We start from the raw sequence: 22,989 nt of genomic DNA on the forward strand, positions 1-22,989 counted from the left end.
CTCCGCTTGGCGCTGCGCGGGACAAGGCTCGATGGCGACGGACGAGACGGCCGACATCGTGGTGATCGGCGGCGGGATGGTCGGTCTTGCCAGCGCCATCGCGCTGAAGGATCGGGGCCTCGACGTGGTCCTGTGCGATCCCGGCGAGGCCCGCGCCCGGACCTCCTACGGCAATGCCGGCGTGGTCAGCCGTGGGTCGATCCTGCCGATGTCGAGCCCGGCCCTGTGGGGCAAGCTCCCGGCCTATCTGCGCAACGCCGACCGTGGCTTGCGCCTGAACTACGCGCACCTGCCGCGGATCCTCCCCTACACGGCGCATTTCCTGGCGAGCGCCCGCGCCGCCCGCTGGCGCCGGGCCGCCGAGGCGCTGCTGCCGCTGACGAGTGCCGCCTACCCGGCCCATGAACGCCTCGCGGCCCGGGCCGGGACGAGCGACCGGCTGCAGCGGACCGGATGGCTGAAGGCTTACCGAACGGAAGCCGCTTTCGCGGCGGCCGCCCTGGAGCGCGAGATTCTGGCTGGGCACGGCGTGGCCTTCGACATCCTCGATACGGCGGCCCTGCGCGATCTGGAGCCGGCCGTGGTCCGACCCTACGCCAAGGCGATGCTGCTGACCGAGACCGGCTCGGTGCGCGAGCCCGGCCGCCTGATCGAGGCCTGCGAGGCGCTGTTTTCCGGCCTCGGCGGGCGGCGCCTCCGCGGCAGCGTCGCGCGGCTGGCGCCCGATTCGGGCGGATGGCGGATCGATCTGGAGGCCGGCGCGGTCCGGGCTCACCAGGTGGTGCTCGCGGCCGGCGCCGCCTCGGGGGCGATCGCGCGGCCGCTGGGCTACCGCTTCGCGGTCGCGGCCGAGCGCGGCTACCATCGCCACTACGCCCTGCATCCGGAGAGCCCGCCGCTGACCCGGCCGGTGCTCGATACGGGCGCCGGCTCGATCCTCTCGCCGATGGGCGATCACCGGGTGCGCGTGCTGTCGGGCGTGGAACTCAATGCGCGCCACGCCGCACCGGATCATACCCAGATCGACGCGGCCTCCCAGGAAGCCGCCGGGACCCTGCGGCTGGACGGGCCCCTCGACAACGCGCCGTGGCTCGGCTCCCGCCCCTCGACGCCGGATGGAATGCCGGTAATCGGCCGGGCGCCCCGACACGACGGATTGTTCTTCGCTTTCGGCCACGGCCATATCGGCCTGTCCACCGGCCCGATCACCGGGGAGATCGTTGCCGATCTCGCCACCGGCCGGAGTCCGGCGGTGCCGGTGGCGGCCTTCGCGCCGGAGCGGCTGCTGCGCTGGCCGAGCGTGTTCTGAAGCGCTCTTCGCCGAAGCGGATACCGGTTCGGTGCAAGAGAGCGCGTCACTGCAAAGACTTAGAGCCGTGCGCGATTGCAACGCGCACGGTACACGACAGTGACGCCACCGTCGCGGAACAGGGCGCGGGTCCCCTCTCCCGTGCGGGAGAGGTCTGCTTTCGCAGAAAGCCGGGTGAGGGATGAGACCTGTCCGGAAGAGGCGCACCCTGTCAGCGCCTTGACCGTGCGCGCGATCCTGAACCGTCTCGACCCTCACCCCAACCCTCTCCCGCACGGGAGAGGGGGCAGGTCGCGCTTGCCGACCCAGGAGGCGGACAAATGTCGTGTATCGTGGGCAACGCGATCGAGCTCGGCTCTAAAAATCAGCGCCAGTCGTAGGGGTTGTAGGGGTCGAGCGCTGCCTGGATCTTCCGCAGGATCGCGGGCTGGCGCTGGAGGTCGACGTCGCGGGCCAACGCCCGCAGGAAGGCGCGGGGCCCGTGTTCGAGATCGCGGGTGAGGCCGTCGTAGCGGTCGGACGGCTCGACATGTGCGGGATTCACGGCAACCCGGTAGTCGAGGCCGCAGGTCGGCGGATCGATCCCCAGCCGGTAGCAGATCCGCACCCGGGCGAAAGGCGCCTCCGGACGATAATCGACGCGATATCCGCCGAAGCTGAAGGCCCCGCCGGTCACGCGCTCGGCATAGGCCAGGGTCTGAGCGACGGTGGCGAACCCGGCGGTGCGGCGGTCGCGCACGAGGTCGATGGCCGCGCGCTCGCTGGGCACGACCGATTGGGCGCTGGCGGCCGTATAGACCAGCGCGGCAAGTAAGGCGGAGACCAGGGCTTTCATCACGGCGTCTTCATGCAGACCGCGACAGGCTGTGCATCCTTGGCGGCCTTCGCGGTCATGTCGAGGCAGCCGACCGTGGCGACGCCGTCCGTAACGGTCACGGACGGCAGCACCGCCATGCCCCGGCAATAGGCGCCGATCAACGCCTCGTCGCGTTGGCAGGCGACATCCAGTCGGATCTGGCTGTTTACGGCCGGACCTGCCGGCCCCGCGGGCCCGGCCGGGCCCCGTTCGCCTGTAGGTCCACGTTCGCCCGTCGCCCCATTCAGGCCGGCAGGGCCCTGCGGCCCCTGATCGCCCTTCGGCCCGGGCGGGCCGGCCGGTCCCGGCTTCGGCCCTTCGCAACCCGCGAGCGTAAGGGCCGCGATCGTGGCGGCCACGATCACGGTCAGGGGGCGTTTCATGGAGATCTCCGGCCAAGCCTTCACCCGGAAGTGGTGCAGCTTCCCGGAGCGTCAATCGTGCCTGGGGACGCTCCAAGCCGGCGCGACCGGGCCGTAACCGGTGGGATAAGCTTCGATTCGGGCCGACTCCAGAAATTGTATTAATTCTTTGGTAAAAGCTCGATCTTACGAAGATACACGAGACTATTGCTGCGTAATTTATGACGCATGACGGACATAAGAACAAGGTTTCTCAATCGAGGCAGAACGTTAGGTTGGCATCTGGCACGCCTCCGTGGCGAGGCCGATGGTGCCGCCGCGGTGGAGTTCGCCCTGGTGAGCCTACCCTTCCTTGCCCTGTGCGGCGCAATCTTCCAGGTTGCCTTCCAGATCTGGGCCACGCAGAACTTCGATCGGTCCTTGCAGAACGCCGTCCGCACGATCTTCACCGGTCAGTTCCAGCAGGCGAATGCCGGGCAGACCGACGCAACCAAGCTTCTGGCGGCCCTGAAAACCACGATGTGCGGTCCGGCCAACGCCACCATCGTCAACATCTTCAATTGCCAGAGCGTCAAGCTCGACGTGACGACCTCGAGCACGTTCTCAAGCGCGAGCCCGTCGATCCCGGTCAACAGCGCGACCGGCACCTGGAACACGAAATTCGGCACGAACTACGCCTGCGCCGCGCCGGGGTCGATCGTGATCGTCACGGCGGCCGTGCAGTTTCCGACGTTCTTCAATCTGATGGGGCTCAACACCCGCCAGTTCACGACCGGCAGCGGCGCCGGATCGAGCCTGCTGATCTCGACCGCGGTGTTCCGCACCGAGCCGTACCAGACGAACGGTTCGAGCCCATGCTGAGCCGCCGGCCGCGCAGAACCAAGCATCTGCTGCACGATCGCCGCGGCACGGCCGCCGTCGAGTTCGCCGTCATCCTGCCGCTCCTGCTGGCAATCTGGGCCGGCATGACGGAATTGGCCCACGCCATGGACGAGTGGCGCAAGCTGACCCTGCTCGCGCGCACGGTCGCCGATCTGACCGCGCAGGGCGATACGAAGAATCCGATCAGCACGCCCCTGATGACCGACATCTTAGCCTCGGCGACGACGGTGATGCGCCCGTTCAACACCGCGAATGCGCGGATCGTGGTCAGCGCGATGGGCGTCGGACTGTCGGGCGCGACCCAGATCCCGACCGTCTGCTCCAGCTATGCCAGCGGCAACGCCACGCCGCGCAGCACCGGTCTGGCGACCGGCCTCACCGTACCGCCGGGCTATCAGATCCTTGGCATGCGCTACGTCCTCGCCGAGGTCAGCATCCCGTATGCACCGATGATCGGAGGCGCCTTGGTGAAGCTCGCCAAAGGCGTGAACGGCACCATCACCTTCTCCAGCGTCGTTCCATGGCCAACGCGGGGCGGCAAGACCTATGGGAACAACATCTACACCGAGGTGGTGTTGCCCGGCACGAACGCAGCGGCGTGCGATGGCTCGACTCCGTAACGCCCCCCACCGCCTCGTGCGGGACCGTTGCGGCAACGTGGCGCTCCTGTTCGCCTTTATGAGCGTGCCGATGCTCATGCTCGGTGGCGCGGCGATCGATTACGGTTTCGCGACGCGTCTGGAAACGAAGCTCCAGGCCGCGACGGACGCCACTGCGCTGCTCCTCTGCCAGACGCCGTCGACCGCGACCTCGGCCGACCTGAACACCATGGCCCAGACGACGATGATCGGTGCCATGGGGGCGACCAACCTCGTCGTCGATCCGCTGGCGATCACCAGCAACCCGCGTCAGATCACGTTGTCGGCGCACAAGCTGTCGACGACCTTCTTCGGCAAGCTGACCGGCACCACGCGCATCAACCCGGGCGCCACGTCGCAATGCGCCACGCCGATCCCCAAGACCTTCGAGATCGCGCTGGTGCTCGACAATACGGGGTCGATGGCCGAGTCGAGCGGCGGCCAGTCGAAGCTGCAGGCGGTGCAGCAGGCCGCTACGAACTTCGTCAATTACGTCTACACCAACTCGTCCTTCAGCAGCGCAACCCGGATCTCGATCGTGCCGTTCGCCGGAGCGGTTGCGGTCAACCCGACCCTCTACCGCTACGCCAGCTGGATCGACCAGAATGGGCAGTCGAGCTATCACTGGACCAACGTGCTCCAGCCCAGCGGATCCAACTTCACGAGCCGGTTCGACATTTTCACGAAGCTTCAAAGCGCGAGCAGCATGAGCAGCTGGGGCTGGGGCGGGTGCCTGGAGATGTTGTCCTATCCGCTCAATACTCAGGACGTCGCACCGTCCTCAGGGAACAAGGACTCCTATTTCGTCCCGCTCTTTGCACCCGATGAACCAGGCGACGCCAGCAGCACAGGGCGTTACTACAGCGACACCACTGGCACGTATTACTCGTACAACAGCTACATTGACGACGACACCAGCTCCAACATCGGCAATTGTCCGATCAATAAGAATCTGGATTACGATTCCTCCCTAGGCCGGGCGTGCAAATACGCGAGTCCGCGCAACGCGACGTCCAGCAGCTATGTCGGCATTCCCAACGGCCCGAATTTCGGCTGCACGACCCAGCCGCTCCTGCCGCTCACGAGCGATCAGACCGCCTTGAAGACGCTTATCGGCAACATGGCGCCGCTCGGCTCGACCAACATCTTCGAGGGCCTCATGTGGGGCTGGCGGACGCTCTCGCCGGTCAGTGTCTTCTCGACCAGCTACGCATCCTCAAACCCGACCGCGAGCGCGCCCGCGGCCTACACGACAACTTCGAGTTCGTCGAACGCCAGCGCGATCAACAAGATCATGATCCTGATGACCGATGGTACGAATAGCTGGACGGTCAACCCCAATGCGCCGACCGGATCTCTGTACTTCGCCGCCGGCTACTTCCAGAACGCGAACACACAAAACACCAAAACTCAGACCCCAAACTCTCGGTTACCTTCCACAAATCAGAATATCTCGGATACCAACAGTGCCCGAAGCGCGCTGGACGCCCTCACCGCAACAGCGTGTACGAATGCGAAGGCCGTCAACATCTCGATCTACACGATCGGATTCAGCGTCTCGACCGACCCGATCGATGCGGCGGGCCAGACGCTCCTGAAGAACTGCGCCTCCTCGGCAAGCCAGTTCTTCATCGCCAACACATCAGACGACCTGATTGCGGCCTTCCAGAAAATCCAGTCCAGCATCGGCGCGCTGCGTCTGACGCAATGAGCCGAGACGGCTCCTGATCGAGCCTTGAGACCGTGCGCGATTGCGTTGCAATCGGTACACGACACTTGTCTGCCGCCTGGGTCGGCAAGCGCTACCTGCCCCTCTCCCATGCGGGAGAGGGGACTCGCGCTTCACTCGGCGAAGTTGGCGTTCCTGTCGTGCCTGTGCGCGTTGCAATCGTGCGCGGCGCTGAGCTCTCGTCGCGACGCGCTCTCTTGCGCCGAACCGGTGCCCACTTCGTCGGAGAGCGCTCAAAACGGAAAAAGCGGGCGCCTCCGAAGGAACGGCGACGGCCCGCGGTACGGACGGACGAAGTCTCAATCGTCCCGGTAGACCCGCTCGCGCCGTTCGTGGCGCTCCTGGGCTTCCAGCGACAGGGTGGCGATCGGTCTGGCGTCGAGGCGGCGCAGGGAGATCGGCTCGCCGGTCTCCTCGCAGTAGCCGTAGGAGCCATCCTCCAGCCGAGCGAGCGCAGCGTCGATCTTGCCGGTGAGCTTGCGCTGGCGGTCCCGCGCCCGCAGCTCAATCGACCGGTCGGTCTCCGACGAGGCGCGGTCGGCGAGATCCGGATGATTCTCGTTCTCGCTCTGAAGTGCGACCAGGGTATCCTGCGCTTCGCGCAGGATATCGGTCTTCCAGCTCAGCAGCTTGCGCCGGAAGTATTCGCGCTGCCGGTCGTTCATGAAGGGCTCGTCGTCGGACGGGACGTAGCCGTCCTCCAGCGTCACCTTCGCCATGCGTCACCCTCGCTGGAATCGAGCCGCCCACCAGGGGATGGCCGGTGCGCGGCGATAACGTGAGGTGCCGTATAGTCGAGGCGGTCTATCGCGACAACGCGCCCGGGACTCGGCATTTGAAGGCGCGGCCACTGTACCGCCGCGTGCGGCAATCCGGTCACGGTACAGACCTTTTACTCTGTCATCCGTGTCCGCAAGCGAACAATCGCGTCGGCGATGTCCGTCGTGAGGATACGGGCGAGCGGCAGCCTGTAATGCGTCTGGTCGAAAAATAGGTCGGGATCGCCGGCCTCGGGGCGCCCATCGCGCCAATCTACCACCGTGCTCGACGGATGCTCCGACAGCGCGGCCCGGACTTCCGCGCGGCAGGCCGCCTCGGCCGCCGCCCGGGGGCTGCCGGCCGGCGGTTCCGAGCGTGCGTAGACCGGGGGGAAGACGATCACCACCGGCGTCCGCGCGGGGATCCGCGCGAGCTCGGCCCGCAGCCGGGCGGCGATCGGGAACGGCCCCCCGTGATGCGGCTCCGGGGTGGGGCCGGCGGGCTTCTCGAGGGCTGCCTTTTTGGCTGGGTCGATGCCGAAGCCCTGGCTGAGGTAATTGCGCTCGTAGTCCCACCAGCCATCGGCCGCGGCCGTCTTATGCCGCGGATTCAACAGCCAGCCGAGCCGGTTGATCGTCTCTTGAGCGGCCGGGAAGCGGATAAGGCCGTTCAGGTAGTCAGGCCAGCCACCGAGCAGCCAGTAGGGAAACCCGTGCTCACTCGGGAAGGCGGGATCGTCGGCACACCAGAAGGCATCGGCCGAGAGGACGAGGGCGGTGGGCCGGGCGTGGTGCTGAAGATACCAATCGAGCACCGCGAATTGCTCCATGGGACCGGTGGCCGGTACCGAAAGCTGGACGAACGGGATCCCGGTGAGCCGGGTCAGCGTCGCCGGCTCGATCAGTTGGATGTGCGAATTGCCGATCACCGCACCGGTATAGGCCGGATCGCGCCCGCGGACGGCCGAGGCGGTGCGCGGGCCCTGCGGCCGGACGGCGCCGCGGGACAGCAGGGTCGAACGGCCGGTATCGTAGGGATCGACCAGCACCGCCAGCGCCAGATAGGCCACGAACACGCCGGCCACCGACAGCAGCAGGAACCGGGCGAAGCCCTGCCAGTCCCGGTCCGCGCTGGGTGGGGTCGCCGCCATGCTCAGAACTGGAAGTAGATGAACTCGTAGTTCGCATCGTCGCCGATCTTCAGCAGGACGAGGACGAACAGGAGCGCGAAGCCGAAAGCGAGGAGGCGCCGCGGCGGCAGCCGGTGGACGGCAGCCCAGGCGGTCGGCCCGACCGTGGCCACCAGGGCGGCGACCGCGATGGTACGCCACTTGAAGCCCGAACCCTTGGGCGCCAGCCCGAACAGACCCTTGAACACGATCAGCGCGGCGTCGAAACTCGTCGCGCGGAACAGCACCCAGGTCAGCATCACGAACAGGCTGGTCAAAAGCCAGCCGACTGGGGCCGGGATCGTGATCCGGGCGCGGCGCGCCAGCACGCCGGTGCCGAGTCCGACCCCGTGCAGGGCGCCCCAGGCCAGGAAGGTGAGGCCCGCCCCGTGCCAGAGGCCGCCCAGCGTCATGGTGGCGGCGAGCGCCCCGACCTGCCGAAGCAGCCCGTGCCGGTTCCCGCCCAGGGGGACGTAGAGGTAGTCGCGTAGGAACCGCGACAGGGTCATGTGCCAGCGCCGCCAGAAGTCGCGCAGCGAGGTGGCGCGGTAGGGCGTGTCGAAATTCTGCGGCAAGACCAGCCCGAACAGCAGGGCGATGCCGAGCGCCATGTCGGTGTAGCCGGAGAAGTCGAAATAGATCTGGAAGGTGAAGCCGAGCGTCGCCTGCCACGCCTCCGCGACCGTGACGACCTTCCCGGCCGCCGCCGCCTGAAACACGGGATTCACGTAGGCCGCGAGCGGATCGCCCAGAAACACCTTCTTGGCCAACCCCACCGTGAGCAGCATCAGGCCCCGGCTGAAGCGTTCGGCGGCATCCGGCCGCGCGTCGGGCGCGGCGTCGAACTGGTGCATGATCTCGCTCCAGCGCACGAGCGGGCCGGCGAGAACCTGCGGGAAGAAGGCGATGTAGAGGGCGTATTTCACCAGCCCGAAGGATGGGGCGCGGCCGGCCCGCAGGTCGGCGAGGTACATGATGTGGTGGAAGGTGAAGAACGAGATGCCGAGCGGTAGTGCGAGCCCGAGCCGCGGCGCCTCCAGGCCCGGGATCAGGTTGGCGAGATCGGCCGCGAAATCGAAATACTTGAACACGCCGAGCAGCGCGAGATTGGCCGCGATGGCCGCCGGGATCAGCCAGCGCCCGGGCCAGCGGCGATAGGTGCGGGCGACGCACCAGTTCGCGAGGATCGAGCCGGCGAGCAGCGGAACGAAGCGGATGTCCCACCAGCCGTAGAACACGAAGGACAGGCCGACGAGGAGCGGCAGCCGCCACGCCGGCGCGACCCGCGCTACCAGCGCGTGCAGGATCAGGGCGGCCGGCAGGAAGGCGAGGAGGAAGACGAAGGAGTTGAACAGCATCGGGCGAGGCGGCGCGGAGGAGCCCGAATGGGCCGCCGTTGTCCTGAGCGGAAGGGCCCGCCTTGTCGGGGATCGTGGGCGGCCCGTCAATCGCGGGTGTCATCCGCTCGTGACCTCGTGCGGGCCTACAAGCGGGCTCTTGCGCCGAACCGGCAACCACTTCGGCACAGAGCGCTTTGGAAGCCGCCTAGGGGACCGACAGCAGGTCGGGCAAACCCGCAAGGTCGTTCAACGCGGCGTCCGGCGGCCAGTTCGGGTTCGGCGGCTCGCCTGCACGGTCGATCCATACGGAGCGGATGCCAAGTTCGTGACAGACCTTGAGGTCGGTGAACTGTCCCATGCCGACGTGCACGGTTTCCTGCTTCGTCACGCCCATGATCTCGTAGGCGTGAAGAAAAAGCCGGTGGTCGGGCTTGTAGGCGCGGGCCTGCTGGGCCGTGATGACGAAATCGATCGGCAACCCGATTGCCGCGATGGAGCCGGCGATCAGGTCGTCGTCGGTGTTGCTGATGATCGCGAGCCGGTAGCGCGCGCGCAAGCGCGTAAGCGCAGCCGGGACGTCGGGATGCGGCTCGATCCGACCGAAGGTCGAGAGCAGCGTTCCCTCATCCTCGGGCGTCGCTGTATGACCGGCCTCGGCGAGCGCGACCGCGAGGGCGGACCGCAGAACAGACTTGTAGTCGCAGTAGGGCGGGTGCTGCTGGCGCTCGACTGCGGCGCTGCGCAGCCGGTCAGCCAGCGTGGGTGATCGGTCTTCCGCTTCCGCCTGCGTTACGCGGCCGGCGAGGATCGCGCGGGCGGCGGACCGGACGGCGGCATGCCACTGAACGAGGGTGCCGTAGCAGTCGAACGTGATGATGGTCGGCACGGGTTGCAGTTGCAGCATGATCGGTCTCACCGGGCGGCCCTCAGCGAACTATCCCTGTCCGCAAAGTCCGGTTCCAAACCCCGAGCCAAAGTTGCTCCAGTGCTCACAGGCGACCGCTTGAGGGAAGCACGGACGGTAGTTCGGGGGACTGGAGCGCTCTCCGCCGAAGTGGACACTGGTTCGGCGCAAGAGAGCGCGCACAAACAAAGGCTTCGCGTGGGACTCGATTGCAGCGCGCGCGGTACCCGACACGCGTCTGCCAACACGGGTGTCAAGCGCGACATGCCCCCTCTCCCGTGCGGGAGAGGGTTGGGGTGAGGGTCGAGACGGTTCAGGATCGCGCGCACCGTCAAGGCGCCGACAGGGTGCGTCTCTTCCGGAAGCCGCACATTCCTCACCCGGCTTTCTGCGAAAGCAGACCTCTCCCGCACGGGAGAGGGAACCCGCGCCCTGTTCGGCGACGGTGGCGTCACTGTCGTGTACCGTGTGCAACGCGATCGGGCACCGCTCCAAGTTGGGTCGGAAGCAGCCCCTCGCATGGTCCTGCCGAATCGATCCTGGCCTCAGCGCAACCCACCAAACACACGCCACGCGCTCACCCCGGGTTGCTTCGCCCCGATCGCAAGGCCGGCAGCGCCATCGAGCCCCCGCGAGTCACCCTCCGCGGCGCGCGGCCTCGATGGTCAGCCCCAGCCCAACCGAACCGAAGATGTCACCCTCCACCACCCGGGCCGCCGGCAGCGCAGTTGTCAGCGCGGCGCGCAGATGCGGCAGGCCCGTGGAGCCGCCGGTGAGGAACAGGGCATCGATCCGCTCCGGCGCCAGCTCGGCCTGGGCGAGGCAGCGGCCGATGCGTGCGGCGACCGAACGGGCTAGGTCGCCTGTCTGGACAGCGAGCGTCCCGCGATCGACCCGGGCCGCGAGCCCGCGCTCCACGAGACCGAGGTCGAGTTCCGCGGCGCCCTGTTCGGAGGCCGCGATCTTGGCGCCTTCCACCGCCCCCGCCAGGGCATGACCGCGCTCGCCCTCCACCGCCGCATGCAGCCGCGTCACGAGGTCGGGCCGTGCGCAGTCGCGGATCACCTCGTCGATCTCGCGCAGGGTCTTCGCGTTGTAGAGCCGGTTGATCGCCGACCACGTGGCGAGGTCGTGATAATAGGCGTTCGGCACGGCGAGGTCGGCGCGGCGCATCGGGCTGCCGAGGCCGAGCAGCGGCATCACGGTGGCGAGGCTGAGCAGCCGGTCGAAATCGGTACCGCCGATCCGCACACCGTCATTGGCCAGGATATCGCCGGCCCGGTCCACCCGGCCCCTGCGCTCCGGCGACAGGCGCACGATGGAGAAATCCGAGGTGCCGCCGCCGATATCGGCCACCAGGGCGATTTCCTCCGCCTCGACCTGCCGCTCGTAGTCGAGGGCGGCCGCGATCGGCTCGTACTGGAACGACACTTCTCGGAACCCAACCTCGCGGGCGATCTCACGAAGCGTGTCCTCGGCGCGGCGGTCGGCCTCCGCGTCTCCGTCCACGAAATGAACCGGGCGGCCGTGGACCACGCTGTCGAGGGTCGCGCCACAGGCCGCCTCGGCCCGCGCCTTCACCTCCGTGAGATAGCGCGCGATGATGTCGCGCAGGCGCAGGCGCTGGCGGCCGACCGGGGTGGCCTCATCCATCAGCGGCGTGCCGAGCACGGATTTGAGACCCCGCATCAGCCGCCCGGACAGGCCCTCCACGTAGGCTGCCGTAGCGGCCCGGCCGATCACCGGCTCTGCGCCGAGTTCGAAGAAGATCGCGCTCGGGATCGTCCGGTGCGCGCCCTCCAGCGGTAGCAGGATGGGTCCTCCCGGGCCGACATGCCCGAGGGTGGTGTTCGACGTGCCGAAATCGAGGCCGCAGGCCGCCATCGTGTCCTGGATCCGGGTTCTGTCTGGGAGGGGCGTCGCCGTAACAGGGCCGGAGCGTTGCGGTCCAGGCCCGAAACGGCGGGGCTGGTATCGCGGGAAGCGTGGACAGATGCCAGCAGACCGCCCGCAGCCGCCGCCGGCATGCTATGAGGCGCCATGCGTTCCGACATCGATCTCGGCCTGACCGGCGAGCGCCCCGCGCTCCTCGACCTCACCGAACTGCTCGCCACGCGGCTCCTGGTCCAGGGCAATTCGGGCTCCGGCAAGTCGCACCTGCTGCGGCGCCTGCTGGAACAGAGCGCAGGCCTCGTGCAGCAGGCGATCATCGATCCCGAGGGCGATTTCGCGAGCCTCGCCGACAGCTACGGCCACGTCGTGGTGGAGGCCGACGGCGACGATGTCGCGCTGCAGCGGATCGCCGCCCGGGTGCGCACCCACCGGGTCTCGGTGGTGCTGTCGCTGGAGAATCTCGACGCCGACGGGCAGATGCGCGCCGCAGCCGCGTTCCTCGGCGGCCTGTTCGACGCGGACCGCGACCATTGGTACCCGATGCTGGTGGCGGTGGATGAAGCGCAGCTCTTCGCACCCGCGGCGGCCGGTGAGGTCTCGGACGAGGCGCGGCGTCTGTCGCTCGGAGCGATGACCAACCTGATGTGCCGTGGGCGCAAGCGCGGTCTGGCCGGGATCATCGCCACGCAGCGGCTGGCCAAGCTTGCCAAGAACGTCGCGGCCGAGGCCTCGAACTTCCTGATGGGCCGGACCTTCCTCGACATCGACATGGCACGCGCCGCCGACCTCCTCGGCCTCGAACGCCGCCAGGCCGAGACGTTCCGCGATCTGCCGCGGGGGCATTTCGTGGCTTTAGGGCCAGCGCTGTCGCGCCGCCCGCTCACGATCGCGGTCGGGCCGACCGTCACGGTAAGCCGGAGTTCCTCGCCGGTCCTCGTGCCGCTGCCGGAGGCGACGGAGGATGCCCGTGCGCTCATCCTGACGGCGAGCCCTCAGGACAGCATGGTGCCGCTCGCGCCGCGCCCGAAGCCGCGTCCCGCGCCGACGCCGGACGTGCTCGTCCAGCTGGCGAACTATCGGCCGCCGGCGCCCGCCGAGGAGCCCGACGAGGAACCGATGGACCCGGAGGCGCGGGAGGCCGCGCTCGCCGAGGTGCTGGGCTCGGTCCTGGCCGATGCGGACGCCGCCGCCTGCACGCCCGCGACGCTCTACCAGGACTTCACGGTCCGCTGCCGGATCCGGCGCCTGCGCGGCGACACGATGGGCCTGCCCGAGTTCAAGCGGCGTCTCGCGGTGGCCCGGGCCGAGGCCGGGGGCGCGGTCGCCGACGATTCCGGCTGGGCGCGGGCGCAGGAGATCGCGGCCGGCCTACCGGACGATTTGGCCGGCCTGTTCCTGGTGGTGGCCCGGGCGGCGATCGAGGGCGCGCCCTGCCCCACCGACACGATGCTGGCGGAAGCCTACGGTACCAGCTCGGGCGGCCGGGCCCGGCGGATGCTGGCCTATCTGGAGGAACGCGGCGCGATCGTCACCCGCAAGGACCTGCGTGGTGCGCCGATCATCGCGGTGCCGGATCTCGGCGTGGAGACCGGGCCGGGCGAACCGCAATTGCTGCCGACCGGGCCGAAGCGGCGGGCGGGTTAGAGCGCTCTCCGCCGAAGTGGATTCCGGTTCGGCGTAAGAGAGCGCGCCAGAACAAGGGCTTCGAGCCGTGCTCGATTGCAACGCGATCGGGCACGGCTCTAGTCAGACGCTCCGGCGCGTTTCAAGTTTGGCGAGTTCCACCGCCGCCCGCAACTCGATCTCGGTCATGAGGCCATCGAGCCGCGGATCGCCCGAGGGACCCGACCGCTCGGCCAGCCGGCCTGCGATCGCGCGCAGGTCCTGCGGCGCGACCCGGCCTCCGAGCAGCGCGGCCTTCAACCGGTCGAGGCCGTCGAGCAGATCCTGGCCGCGCTTGGCCGAGCGGCGGCGCCGCTCCTGCGGGGTTTCGCTCTCGGTTTGAAGCAGCAGGACCGCGTCGAGCCCGGCCAGCGACATTGTGGCTGCCGGAGCGTTAGCGCCCGAGGTCGGGGTCGAAGCCGCGTCGAGGCTGAAGCTGGGGCTGCCTTCGGGCCGCCGGGGGGCTGCGACGCCGCCTGCGCTCTGGATCGGCTGGCGAGTCTCGACGCGCATGATCCGGTTCGCGGTGCTCCCGGCGCCCCTGCGCCAAACCGGAAACTCGGCTCACGGGGTTAAGCGCCGGTAAACGAGCCGGCAGAAGCTGCCGGGTAGGCAGGTCCGGTGCCTGCTCCGGGCACCCATCCGTATCGCGGCTCGCGGTGAAAACACAACGTTCCGAGACGCTTGGCGGCTGGCCGTTCGTGGCACGGCGCTGGCAGGAGGACGGCAGGTCCGTTCACCCGTGAAACCCTCGGCATGCGCCCGCGCCCCGCGATCAGTCTCCTGCAAGTCCTGCTCGGCCTCGTCGCCGGTGCGCTTCTGCTCGGCGCCCTGTCGGGCCCGGCGCTTGCCCTGTCGCGGGTGAAGGACCTCGCCTCCATCGAGGGCGTGCGCCAGAATCAGCTCGTCGGCTACGGCATCGTGGTCGGCCTCAACGGCACCGGCGATACGCTCAACAACATTCCGTTCACCAAGCAATCCCTCCAGGCGATGCTGGAGCGGCTCGGCGTCAACACCCGCGGCGCCACGATGCGGACCCAGAACCTCGCCGCCGTCATGGTGACGGCGAGCCTGCCGCCCTTCTCCGCGCAGGGCACCCGGATCGACGTGACCGTCTCCTCGCTCGGCGATGCCAAGTCGCTCCAGGGCGGTACGCTGCTGGTGACGCCGCTGCTCGGCGCCGACGGCGAGGTCTACGCCCTGGCTCAGGGCTCGGTGGCGATCGCGGGTTTCGCCGCGGAGGGCGCCGCCGCCAAGATCACCCGGGGCGTGCCGACCAACGGACGCATCTCCAATGGCGCCAATATCGAGCGCGAGATCGCCTTCAAGCTGAACGACGCAAAAGCCCTGCGCCTGTCGCTGCGCAATCCCGATTTCACGACCTCGAAGCGGATCGCGGCGGCGATCAACGATTTCATGGGCGCCGACACCGCCGAGCCCACCGACCCGGCCACCGTGACGATCCAGATCCCGGCCCGGTACAACGGCAACATGATCCGCCTGATCACCGAGGTGGAGCAGTTGAAGGTCGAGCCCGATCAAACGGCGCGGGTGATCGTCGACGAGCGCTCCGGCATCATCGTGATGGGCCGCGACGTCCACGTCTCCACGGTGGCGATCGCGCAGGGCAACCTGACCATCACCATCACCGAGCAGCCGCAGGTGAGCCAGCCGGCCCCACTCTCCAACGGCCGCACCACCGTGGTGCCGCGGACCGGCGTGAAGGTCGATACCGGCGAGGGCAACAAGCTGGCCCTGGTCAAGGAAGGCGTGAGCCTGCGCGAACTGGTCGATGGGCTGAACGCACTGGGCGTCGGCCCCCGCGACCTGATCTCGATCCTGCAGGCCATCAAGGCGGCCGGCGCCCTGCAGGCCGAAATCGAGCTGATGTGACGATATCGTCAGTGGAGGGTACGATCATGCTGCAAGACACCACCATCACGGCCAACGCAGCCGCGAGCCTCGGCACCGCAGCGGATGGCCGCATCGGCCCCGCCAGCAAGGCCAAGGCCTGGAAGACCGCGACCGAGTTCGAGTCGATGTTCCTCGAATCGAGCCTCGACCGGTTGACCCAGTCCCAGGGGACCGACGGCCCGCTCGGCGAGAACGGCACGGGCGGCAGCGTCTACCGTTCGATGCTGACCAAGGAATACGCGGGACAGATCGTGAAGAGCGGCGGCGTCGGCATTGCCGATTCGATCTTCCGTGAGATCATGAAGATGCAGGGAGCAGCGAGCGATGGAGCGACCCATGCACAAGGCTGAGCCATTGCGCGTCGCAGATCGCGTGACCGCGGAGGCGCTGGTCGCAGGCGTGCTCGGCAACATGGCGTCGCTCGAGGCTGTGCTGGCCGAGGAAGCGGACCACGTCCGCGCCGGGCGGCTGCGGGAGGGGATCGCGGCGTCCGAGCCGAAAGCGGCGCTGGCCGCTGCCTACATGCAGGGGCTCGAAGTCGCCAAGGCGAACGCCGTGGCGCTGAAGCGCTTCCATCCCGAGGGCGTCGAGCGTCTGCGCGCAGCGCACCGGCAGTTCACCGCCGCCGTGGAAGCGAACCAGACCGTGCTCGACAGCGCCCGGACGGTGTCGGAGAGTCTGATCAAATCCCTGGCCGAGGAGATCGGCCGCGCGCAGCTGCCCGCGACCTACGGCCGCCAGGCTCAGGCGCCCTCCCCTTATGGACGCGGCGTGCGCAGCGGGCCCCTGGTCCTGTCCCGGAACCTGTAGGACACCCGCGAACGGGGCGTTCAGCGGCGACCGTTGCCGATCCGCACGTAGGTCCGAACCTCGCCCAGATCCGTGTCGGCGCGATTGTCGATCGCGAGGCGACCCGCGACGAGCGGCGCCATCGCCGGAGCGTGCCCGACGCGTAGATCCGTCCCGGCGGTCACCCGGCCGGAGATGCGCACGCAGCTGTCGCTGCCCGGCAAACGCACGAAACCTTGCCCCTTCGACGGGCATGGCACCGGCCCAGGCGCCACGGGCGCCTTCTGCAGCTCGGCGGCGAAGGCGGGGAAGCTCAGGAGGAGGGCTGCCAGGAGAGAGGGCGGCAGAAGCTTTTCCGGCATCTCAGGCGGCCTGTCGCGTCAACTGGCAGTGTAGGGAATCGATATAGCTTTCAACCTGAGCGATGAAGACATCGAGATCCGGCTCGATGGTGCGCAGCCGTGCGAGATCACGCAGGAGAATATCGAGGGCGATACGGCGTTCGTCCAAATGAGTGTAGCCAGCGGCGTACAGATCGATCGCCTGCTCGATCATGACGAGGGCGCCGACATCCGGCGTGGGACCAAGCCGGCGAACGCGTTCGACAGGTTCGGACAACGCCATGCGAACCTCTCCTCACATCGGCGGCGTCGCCAAAACGCATCCGCACCCCACGGTTCACTGCGGGAAAGCGGCAAGACTATGATCGCGGCGGTCGATCGAGATCCGCTTCACCTCAGACGTGCGCGACAGCGCATCGGCTGCCGGAGGTCCTCAGCTGATGTAGTTGACGAGCGAGAGCTTCGAGAGCGTGGCGGTGATCTGGTAGCTCGCCTGAAGCCGGTTTTGGACGTCGAGGAGTTTGGCAACGACTTCCTCGGTCGGGGCCTGCTCGATTCCGTCGATGGTATTCTGGACGGTGTTCTGGGTGGCCGCGTTGGTCGTGCCCGCATTGGTCAGACGCGCGGACGCGAGCGAGAGCTGGGTGACAGTATCTTGAACGCTCGGGCTGGTATACGCGGAGGTGAGGAGCTGTCCCGCCCGATCGACTACGGCCTGATAGGCCGTGTTGACGTCGCCGCTACTCGTGGCCGGCAGGGCGTACGCCATCGTGGCGAGGCCGGTCAGCACCTTCTGGATCGAGGCATCGTTGGCCCGTGCGCCGGTGCCGACGCTGGCGCTCGCGCTGATCTGGACCGATTGCGTGTCGATCGCCGGGGTGCCGGAATCCTCGCCTTGATACCAGAGGACGGTGCTGTCCTTCGTTCCAGCGACGTAGCTCGGCGTGCCGCTTGGATCGGCGATGCGCGGGGGATAGACAGGCTTGTTCGCCGAGCCTGTGAAGAAGTTCTGCGCGGCGGTCGCCGTCGAGCTGGCCGCCAGGGTGGTTCCGGCAGCGGCCTTCAGAGCGTTCTGCAAGGCCCCGTTGAGGCTGTCGGCGGTAGCGGCCGGACTCGCGCCAATCGTGAAGGTCGCCCCCGTCCCCGTGGAAGACGTTTCCGTCGTTCCGCCGACTGCGGTGAGCGTCAGAGTCGTCGAGGTCCCGTCGTGCATCTGCAGCGTAACCGTGACGCTGTCGCCGACGGCCGGCTGACCGGTCACGTTGAAGCTGACCGAGCCCGGCGCGCCGGTTGTTCCAGTCACGGGGGCGGCGGTGATCGCGGTCGTCGACGACGAGGCATTGCCCAGGGTGAATCCGAAGGTCCCGCGGGTCGCATCGTTCGGCTCCGAGACCACCACCGGGTTGATGCCGGCGGACGAGACCGTCAGCCGCCCCATCCCCGATCCGAGATCCGCCGCCACCTGGTCGGCGATGTAGCCCTGCAGGCCAAGCTTCTTGGTCCCGTCGCTGTTGGTCGATCCGTTGAGGATCGTGGTCCCATCGACCACCGGCTGGGTGGTCGCATTGCCGCCACCGAACAGATAGTTGCCCGCGGCCGACTGGTTGAGCGTGTCGAGGGCGGTCTGCAGGTCCGACAGTGCGGTCGCGCGACCGGCAACGGTGGTGGCCGCGGCACTCTGGAGGCCGTTGTTGAGCGCGTCCCGGGCGCTCGTCCCGATCGTCGCGACCTGCGTCAGGCTGGTGACCGCGAGATTCGTGCGCGTCTGGGCGATGCCGATGCCGGCGGCGTAGCCGGTGAGCGCGCTGAGCGTCGCCTGCGCGGAGAGCGCCGTCGAACGCCCGGAGCCGAGGCCGCCATAGGTCGTCGCCACCTTACCGCTGGAGACCTGATTCGACAGGTCGTTCAGCTGATTCTTCAGCGCCGTCAGGTGCGAGGCGTTGCGGGCCGTGATGTAGGAGCCGGCCGCGAAGGGCGTGATCGTCGTCATGATCAGATCTGCAGCAGCTGGTTGAGCATGTCGCGGGCTGCGGAGAGCACGCGGGCGTTGGCACCGTAGGCGGTCTGAAGGGCGATCAGGTTCGACATCTCCTGGTCGATGTTGACCCCCGCCGCGGAGGAGAACCGGGCCTGCGCCGTGGAGAGCGCGGTCTGCTGCGTCGCGTCGATCGCGTTCGCGTTCGCGGAAGCCGCGCCCTGCGTCGCGATGATGTCCTGTGCGAAGCCCGCCACGGTGGCGCTGTAGGGTGCCGAGACCCCGCCGATCCCGCTCGCCGACGAGAAGGTCATCGCCGTGGAGGTCAAGGCCGAGAACAGGATCTGTGCGCGCTTGCCGGTCGCGGTCGGGTCCGTGGCGCTCGTCGCCGTCAAGAACGCCGTGTTGGCGGAGATGTTCTTGTTGATGGTGAGGCGCTGGGCGAGCCCCGCGAGCTTCGATCCACCGTCGAGCGAGCCCGTATAGAGGGTGTTGCCCGTGCCGTCGACGAACAGCGCGATCTGCGGATAGCCCGACGCGGGATCCGCCGAGGTCGGGACGGTGATGCTCGCCGTACCGGTGACCTGCGGTGAGGCGGCCGAACTCGTGAGGGTGATCGCCGCGCCGGTGCCGGACGCCGACAGAGTGGGATCGAGGGCGCTCAGCGCCGCGCTAACCTGGTTCGGATCCACCGGGATCCGGATCTTCGCCACCAGGGCGTTGGCATCGGCGGTCTGGCTCGCCGTGATCGGCGATGCATCATTGGACGCGACCAGGATGATGTTCCGGCCCGTGCTGTTCGCGTTGGCGGGGATGATCAGGGTGTTGCCGGCCTGGAGGCCGGTCAGGTCGATCGCGGCGGAATTGCCCGCCCCCTGGGTCGCCGTGACCTGCTTGTTGGTCAGCGCGGTGGCGAGACCCGCCGCAAGGTCGTCGAGCTGGCGCTGGGCCTGCGGCAGGGTCTGGTCGCGCAGCTCGAACTCGGCCGCGAGGCTGCCGGAGCGCAGCACATTCGGTGCGCCGAGGTCGATGATGCCACCGCCCGGCAGTGTGGCGGTGATGGTCCCGACCGAGCGCTGGTTCGGATCGGTCGCGTAGGTCGACGTGGCGTTCAGGGTACCGCGGCCGTCGAAGCTCAGGGAAGCCGCGGATCCGCGGTCGACCAGCGTCACGCCGGACTGGGTGATGACCGAGATCGTCCCGTCACGCTGCGGGGTGGTCTTGACGTCCATGTAGCTTGATAGGCTCGTGACCGCCTGATCGCGCTGGTCCTGCAGATCGGCGATCGAGGCGCCGTCGGAGGTGTTCTGGATCTTCGTGTTCAGGTTCGCGATGCTGATCAACAGCGCGCCCGCCGCGCTCGTATCGGAGCCGAGTTGCGCCTCGATCCCGCTGCGCAGGGACTGCACCGTATCGGCGGCGCTGTTGATCTGGCTGGCCAGCGCCGATGCGTTGCCGAGGACCGTCGTGCGCGCCGCCGCGGAGGTCGGGCTCGCGGCCAGCTCCTGCAACGACTCGGTGAAGGTGTTCAGCGTGCCGTCGAGCGACGTCGCGGTGCCCGGTGTGCCGTACAGGGCATCGAGCTGCGTGGTGATTCCGGCCTTGGTGCTGGTGTAGGCGGCGCCCGACGTCTCCAGCCGCAGCTGGTTGAGCGCCGCAGCGTCGAAGCTGCGCGTGATCTGCCCGGCCGCGACCCCGGAATTGTTGGGGCCGGTGGAGACCGTCGAGAGTGTCCGCTTGACGTAGCCCGCCGTCCCCGCATTGGCTACGTTCTGCGAGACGACGTTGATCGCCGCCTGTGTGGCGGCCAGCCCCGCGGTGGCGGTCGAAAGCGCATTCAGCGACATCTCACACCCTCCGCGGCCCGGCGCTCAACACTCAGCGGATCACGTTGAGCAGATCAGACATCATCGTCTGAGCCGTCGACATGACCCGCGTGTTCGCAGAATAGGCCTGCTGGGTTACGATCATCTTAGAGAATTCGGTCGCAATGTCGGTGTTGGATTGCTCGATGCTCGCTCCTGAAATCGTGCTGCCGTTGAGCCCGGTGAGCGGCGGACCGGAATCGACCGTCTGGAGATAGTTGCCGCTCGTGTCGCCCTTCAGACCGTCCGGATTGGCGAACTGAGCGATGCCCACCGTGGCGATCGCCGCCACCGACCCGTTGGAAAACGTGCCGTTGACCTTGCCGTCGCTGCCGACATCGACGCTCGTCAGGGTGCCGGCGGAATTGCCGTCCTGGGTCAGCTTGTTCGTCGTGACGGCACCGCTCGTATCCGAGTACTGCGTCAGGTTGCCGGCTCCGATGTTCATGCTGACACTCGGAAACGTGTAATCGCCGATGCTGATTGCGCCGAGGGGGACAGGATTGGCGGTCGGCGTCAGCATCTTGCCGGTGGAGTCGAACGTGAAGTCCGTCCCGACATTCTGCCAAGCGGTCGCGGTTGCCGAGACGGTCGGGTCGGACGCGTAGAAGAGATTCCACGTCGCCGGGGTGTTGCTGGCCGGGTCGGCATCCTTCATCTTCGCCCACCGCGTGCTCAAGGTCAGCGGCGCGCCGGTCGCCGTGTAGGCCGTGACGGAGGGGCCGGAGATGCTCTTGCTGACGAAATCCGGAGCGTTGGCCGCAGTGACCGAGGCTCCCGCCGCGCCATTGAAGGTGTCGTCCTTCGTGGCGGCGTAGTTGGCGGTCGCGGGCGTCGCCGGCAGGTTGGCGGCGTAAGTGATCGTGGTCGTCGCCTGAGCTGGGAGCGAGACGCTGCTGAGCTGGACGGGACCCGTGCTGACCACCTGGCCGGTTTTCGGGTCGAGATTCGTGCCGGTCAGGTATCCGCCGGCTCCGTTGACCAGGTAGCCGTCCTTGTCCTGCGAGAAGTCGCCCCGGCGGGTGTACATGGTCGTGCCGCCCAGCGTCGAAGCGCCGTTCGCGTCGCCGGTCTTCTGCACCACCGTGAAGAAACCCGTGCCGCTGATGGCCATGTTGGTCGGCACGGTGGTCGCGACGATGTTGCCGGCCAGCGTGTTGGTCAGCTGCGACTGCGCCAGGACGGAACCGGAGGTTTCACGCTTGGGCGTCGATTCGTTCATCAGGTCGACGAAGCTGGTGTCGACGCGCTTGAACCCGGTCGTCTGCGAGTTCGCGATGTTCCCGGAGATGTTGCTGATGGCGTAGGATTGCGCCTGCAATCCGGAGACCGAGGTCTGCAGGGCTGAGAAAAGATCCATGGCGAGCGATCCCGATGCGCGCCGGCACGGCCCGCAGCCCCAATCGGCCGCAACCGCTGTGCCAGGGCTAAGCCATTGAAAACACTGAGTCCGTCGCGGAGCGACTCGGCAGCCTTGGCAGGCCGGACAGCCGGAGCCGGCAAATCCTGCCCAGCAGGCCCGTGATGGCCGCCAGCCCTCGTTTACGACGCGTTATCCGGACTCATGCGAGACTCGCCTTCGGCCAGGATCGGGTGCGGCGCGACCTGCCCGGAAGCGCCGAACCGGTGGGGATTTCAGGTCTCGGGATCATGCGGGCGAAACGGACGAGCCTCGTCCACATCATCTACTTCTCGCGCCTGAACCTGTCGTCGGACGCGGCGAAGCGGTCGGAGCAGATCGGCGATATCGGCCGCATCGCCCAGAAGAAGAACGAGTTCGCGGTCATCACGAGTTTCCTCGTGATCGAGGGGAACTTCGCCTGCCAGGTCATCGAGGGCGAGCGCTCGTCCGTCCACGAGACCTTCGACCGGGTCAACGCCGACAGCCGCCATCGGGATGTGCAGATCAGTGAATGGCGTGAGATCGCCAAGCGCGAGTTCGTTCACTCCTTCAAGAGCGCGCAGCGCACGCCCGGGAACGAGACGCTGTTCGCCAAGGCCAACCTGCTGCCGATGCTCCAGCGCGGCACGCCGAAGGCCTCCGCGATCCACGGGCTGTGCCTGTCTCTGCAATCCGACACGATGTCCCGCCAGGGCATCGATCATCTCTTCGTCTGAGCCGCGCGATGTCCGAGAGCGATACGCCCCCGATCCTCATCGTCGATGATCAGGAGAAACTTCTCCGGCTGATCATCATGCTGATGACCCGGATCGGTTTCCCGGATGTCGAGGGCGTCACCAGTGCGCCGGAGGCCCTGGAGCGTCTGCGCCAGCGCCGCTACGCCCTGGTGATCTCCGATCTCGATATGGAACCGATGGACGGGCTCAGCCTGCTGCGCGAGATCCGCGCCGACGACGCGCTGATGAACACGCCGTTCATGCTCACCGAATCGTCCTTCGACTTCGAGGACATCAACCTCGCCCACCAAGCGGGGGCGGACGCCTTCATCCTCAAACCGTTCGACATGGCGGTTCTGAAGACGAAGCTGAAGCAGGTGCTCAACCGCAAACCGCGCAAGCGCGAGGCGCCAATGGCGGCGGAATCGAGCTTGAGCGTGGAATTCCCGATGCTCGGGAAGTTCTGAGGCCAAGCCGTCCGGCCC

Annotated in this window: 23 protein-coding genes; 10 read left to right on the forward strand and 13 right to left on the reverse strand. The window is 67.8% G+C overall.

Annotated features, from left to right (window positions below; genetic code table 11):
- Positions 1-31: 31 nt before the first annotated feature.
- The gene (locus OXS49_RS16000) at positions 32-1,309 is read left to right on the forward strand and encodes an FAD-binding oxidoreductase (protein WP_267425587.1); all 1,278 of its coding nucleotides are present in this window, start codon (positions 32-34) and stop codon (positions 1,307-1,309) included.
- Between the two features lie 364 nt (positions 1,310-1,673).
- Here the strand turns inward: OXS49_RS16000 and OXS49_RS16005 are convergent, their stop codons facing one another.
- Together OXS49_RS16005 and OXS49_RS16010 are read right to left on the reverse strand one after the other, a co-directional pair.
- Positions 1,674-2,144: a hypothetical protein gene (locus OXS49_RS16005; RefSeq protein ID WP_267425590.1), complete on the reverse strand. Its 471-nt coding sequence runs from the start codon at positions 2,142-2,144 to the stop codon at positions 1,674-1,676.
- Positions 2,144-2,548, reverse strand: a complete 405-nt coding sequence (locus tag OXS49_RS16010; RefSeq protein WP_267425593.1) for a hypothetical protein — start codon at positions 2,546-2,548, stop codon at positions 2,144-2,146. The genes OXS49_RS16005 and OXS49_RS16010 overlap by 1 nt, the downstream gene beginning before the upstream one ends.
- Before the next feature lie 300 nt (positions 2,549-2,848).
- On the opposite strand from OXS49_RS16010, the gene OXS49_RS16015 reads away from it, so the two are divergent.
- Genes OXS49_RS16015 through OXS49_RS16025 form a run of 3 tightly spaced genes read left to right on the forward strand, consistent with a single transcriptional unit; the run spans position 2,849 to position 5,758 of the window.
- The gene (locus tag OXS49_RS16015) at positions 2,849-3,388 is read left to right on the forward strand and encodes a TadE family protein (protein ID WP_267425596.1); all 540 of its coding nucleotides are present in this window, start codon (positions 2,849-2,851) and stop codon (positions 3,386-3,388) included.
- Positions 3,382-4,029, forward strand: a complete 648-nt coding sequence (locus tag OXS49_RS16020) for a TadE/TadG family type IV pilus assembly protein (protein ID WP_244008185.1) — start codon at positions 3,382-3,384, stop codon at positions 4,027-4,029. Before OXS49_RS16015 ends, OXS49_RS16020 begins: the two co-directional genes overlap by 7 nt.
- A gap of 37 nt (positions 4,030-4,066) precedes the next feature.
- Positions 4,067-5,758, forward strand: a complete 1,692-nt coding sequence (locus OXS49_RS16025; RefSeq protein ID WP_244008186.1) for a pilus assembly protein TadG-related protein — start codon at positions 4,067-4,069, stop codon at positions 5,756-5,758.
- 317 nt (positions 5,759-6,075) lie between these two features.
- On the opposite strand, the gene dksA is transcribed toward OXS49_RS16025, so the two are convergent.
- The 5 genes from dksA to OXS49_RS16050 form a co-directional block, all read right to left on the reverse strand.
- The gene (gene dksA, locus OXS49_RS16030; RefSeq protein ID WP_244008187.1) at positions 6,076-6,495 is read right to left on the reverse strand and encodes an RNA polymerase-binding protein DksA; all 420 of its coding nucleotides are present in this window, start codon (positions 6,493-6,495) and stop codon (positions 6,076-6,078) included.
- A gap of 173 nt (positions 6,496-6,668) precedes the next feature.
- Positions 6,669-7,685, reverse strand: coding sequence for a hypothetical protein (locus tag OXS49_RS16035; RefSeq protein ID WP_244008188.1), 1,017 nt, complete (start codon positions 7,683-7,685; stop codon positions 6,669-6,671).
- Positions 7,686-7,687: 2 nt separating this feature from the next.
- The gene (locus tag OXS49_RS16040) at positions 7,688-9,061 is read right to left on the reverse strand and encodes an MBOAT family O-acyltransferase (protein ID WP_267425601.1); all 1,374 of its coding nucleotides are present in this window, start codon (positions 9,059-9,061) and stop codon (positions 7,688-7,690) included.
- Positions 9,062-9,248: 187 nt separating this feature from the next.
- Positions 9,249-9,947 (reverse strand): haloacid dehalogenase type II, encoded by a 699-nt coding sequence (locus OXS49_RS16045; protein ID WP_267425602.1) that lies wholly within the window; start codon positions 9,945-9,947, stop codon positions 9,249-9,251.
- 636 nt (positions 9,948-10,583) lie between these two features.
- On the reverse strand, positions 10,584-11,831 hold the full coding sequence (locus tag OXS49_RS16050) for an Hsp70 family protein (protein ID WP_267425603.1): 1,248 nt from the start codon (positions 11,829-11,831) through the stop codon (positions 10,584-10,586).
- Between the two features lie 156 nt (positions 11,832-11,987).
- Here OXS49_RS16050 and OXS49_RS16055 point away from each other — a divergent pair, with 156 nt between their 5' ends.
- Positions 11,988-13,484 (forward strand): ATP-binding protein, encoded by a 1,497-nt coding sequence (locus tag OXS49_RS16055; RefSeq protein WP_267425604.1) that lies wholly within the window; start codon positions 11,988-11,990, stop codon positions 13,482-13,484.
- 102 nt (positions 13,485-13,586) lie between these two features.
- Here OXS49_RS16055 and OXS49_RS16060 read toward each other — a convergent pair whose 3' ends face one another.
- Positions 13,587-14,015, reverse strand: a complete 429-nt coding sequence (locus OXS49_RS16060; protein ID WP_267425605.1) for a flagellar assembly protein FliX — start codon at positions 14,013-14,015, stop codon at positions 13,587-13,589.
- Positions 14,016-14,258: 243 nt separating this feature from the next.
- On the opposite strand from OXS49_RS16060, the gene OXS49_RS16065 reads away from it, so the two are divergent.
- Genes OXS49_RS16065 through OXS49_RS16075 form a run of 3 tightly spaced genes read left to right on the forward strand, consistent with a single transcriptional unit; the run spans position 14,259 to position 16,226 of the window.
- Positions 14,259-15,395 carry a flagellar basal body P-ring protein FlgI gene (locus OXS49_RS16065; protein WP_244008194.1) on the forward strand — a complete coding sequence of 379 codons (1,137 nt, stop codon included), beginning with the start codon at positions 14,259-14,261 and terminating at the stop codon, positions 15,393-15,395.
- 26 nt (positions 15,396-15,421) lie between these two features.
- Positions 15,422-15,766 carry a rod-binding protein gene (locus OXS49_RS16070; RefSeq protein ID WP_267425607.1) on the forward strand — a complete coding sequence of 115 codons (345 nt, stop codon included), beginning with the start codon at positions 15,422-15,424 and terminating at the stop codon, positions 15,764-15,766.
- Positions 15,753-16,226, forward strand: coding sequence for a hypothetical protein (locus OXS49_RS16075; RefSeq protein ID WP_267425609.1), 474 nt, complete (start codon positions 15,753-15,755; stop codon positions 16,224-16,226). The genes OXS49_RS16070 and OXS49_RS16075 overlap by 14 nt, the downstream gene beginning before the upstream one ends.
- 20 nt (positions 16,227-16,246) lie before the next feature.
- Here the strand turns inward: OXS49_RS16075 and OXS49_RS16080 are convergent, their stop codons facing one another.
- The 5 genes from OXS49_RS16080 to OXS49_RS16100 all read right to left on the reverse strand — a co-directional run bounded on the left by OXS49_RS16080 (position 16,247) and on the right by OXS49_RS16100 (position 21,746).
- Positions 16,247-16,567, reverse strand: coding sequence for a porin (locus tag OXS49_RS16080; protein WP_244008197.1), 321 nt, complete (start codon positions 16,565-16,567; stop codon positions 16,247-16,249).
- A gap of 1 nt (position 16,568) precedes the next feature.
- Positions 16,569-16,829 (reverse strand): hypothetical protein, encoded by a 261-nt coding sequence (locus tag OXS49_RS16085; RefSeq protein WP_244008198.1) that lies wholly within the window; start codon positions 16,827-16,829, stop codon positions 16,569-16,571.
- 150 nt (positions 16,830-16,979) lie between these two features.
- Positions 16,980-18,536, reverse strand: a complete 1,557-nt coding sequence (locus tag OXS49_RS16090; RefSeq protein WP_267425610.1) for a flagellin — start codon at positions 18,534-18,536, stop codon at positions 16,980-16,982.
- A 2-nt stretch (positions 18,537-18,538) separates the two neighbouring features.
- Positions 18,539-20,368: a flagellar hook-associated protein FlgK gene (gene flgK / locus OXS49_RS16095; RefSeq protein ID WP_267425611.1), complete on the reverse strand. Its 1,830-nt coding sequence runs from the start codon at positions 20,366-20,368 to the stop codon at positions 18,539-18,541.
- Positions 20,369-20,399: 31 nt separating this feature from the next.
- Positions 20,400-21,746, reverse strand: coding sequence for a flagellar hook-basal body complex protein (locus OXS49_RS16100; protein WP_244008201.1), 1,347 nt, complete (start codon positions 21,744-21,746; stop codon positions 20,400-20,402).
- A 290-nt stretch (positions 21,747-22,036) separates the two neighbouring features.
- Here OXS49_RS16100 and OXS49_RS16105 point away from each other — a divergent pair, with 290 nt between their 5' ends.
- Together OXS49_RS16105 and OXS49_RS16110 are read left to right on the forward strand one after the other, a co-directional pair.
- Entirely contained in the window at positions 22,037-22,504 is a 468-nt protein-coding gene (locus OXS49_RS16105; RefSeq protein ID WP_244008255.1) for a BLUF domain-containing protein, read from the forward strand.
- Between the two features lie 8 nt (positions 22,505-22,512).
- Entirely contained in the window at positions 22,513-22,971 is a 459-nt protein-coding gene (locus OXS49_RS16110; RefSeq protein WP_243925574.1) for a response regulator, read from the forward strand.
- The last annotated feature ends 18 nt before the right edge of the window (positions 22,972-22,989 follow it).

The sequence above is a fragment of the Methylobacterium sp. GC_Met_2 genome (genome assembly GCF_026540795.1).
In the GTDB taxonomy this organism is placed as follows: Bacteria; Pseudomonadota; Alphaproteobacteria; order Rhizobiales; family Beijerinckiaceae; genus Methylobacterium.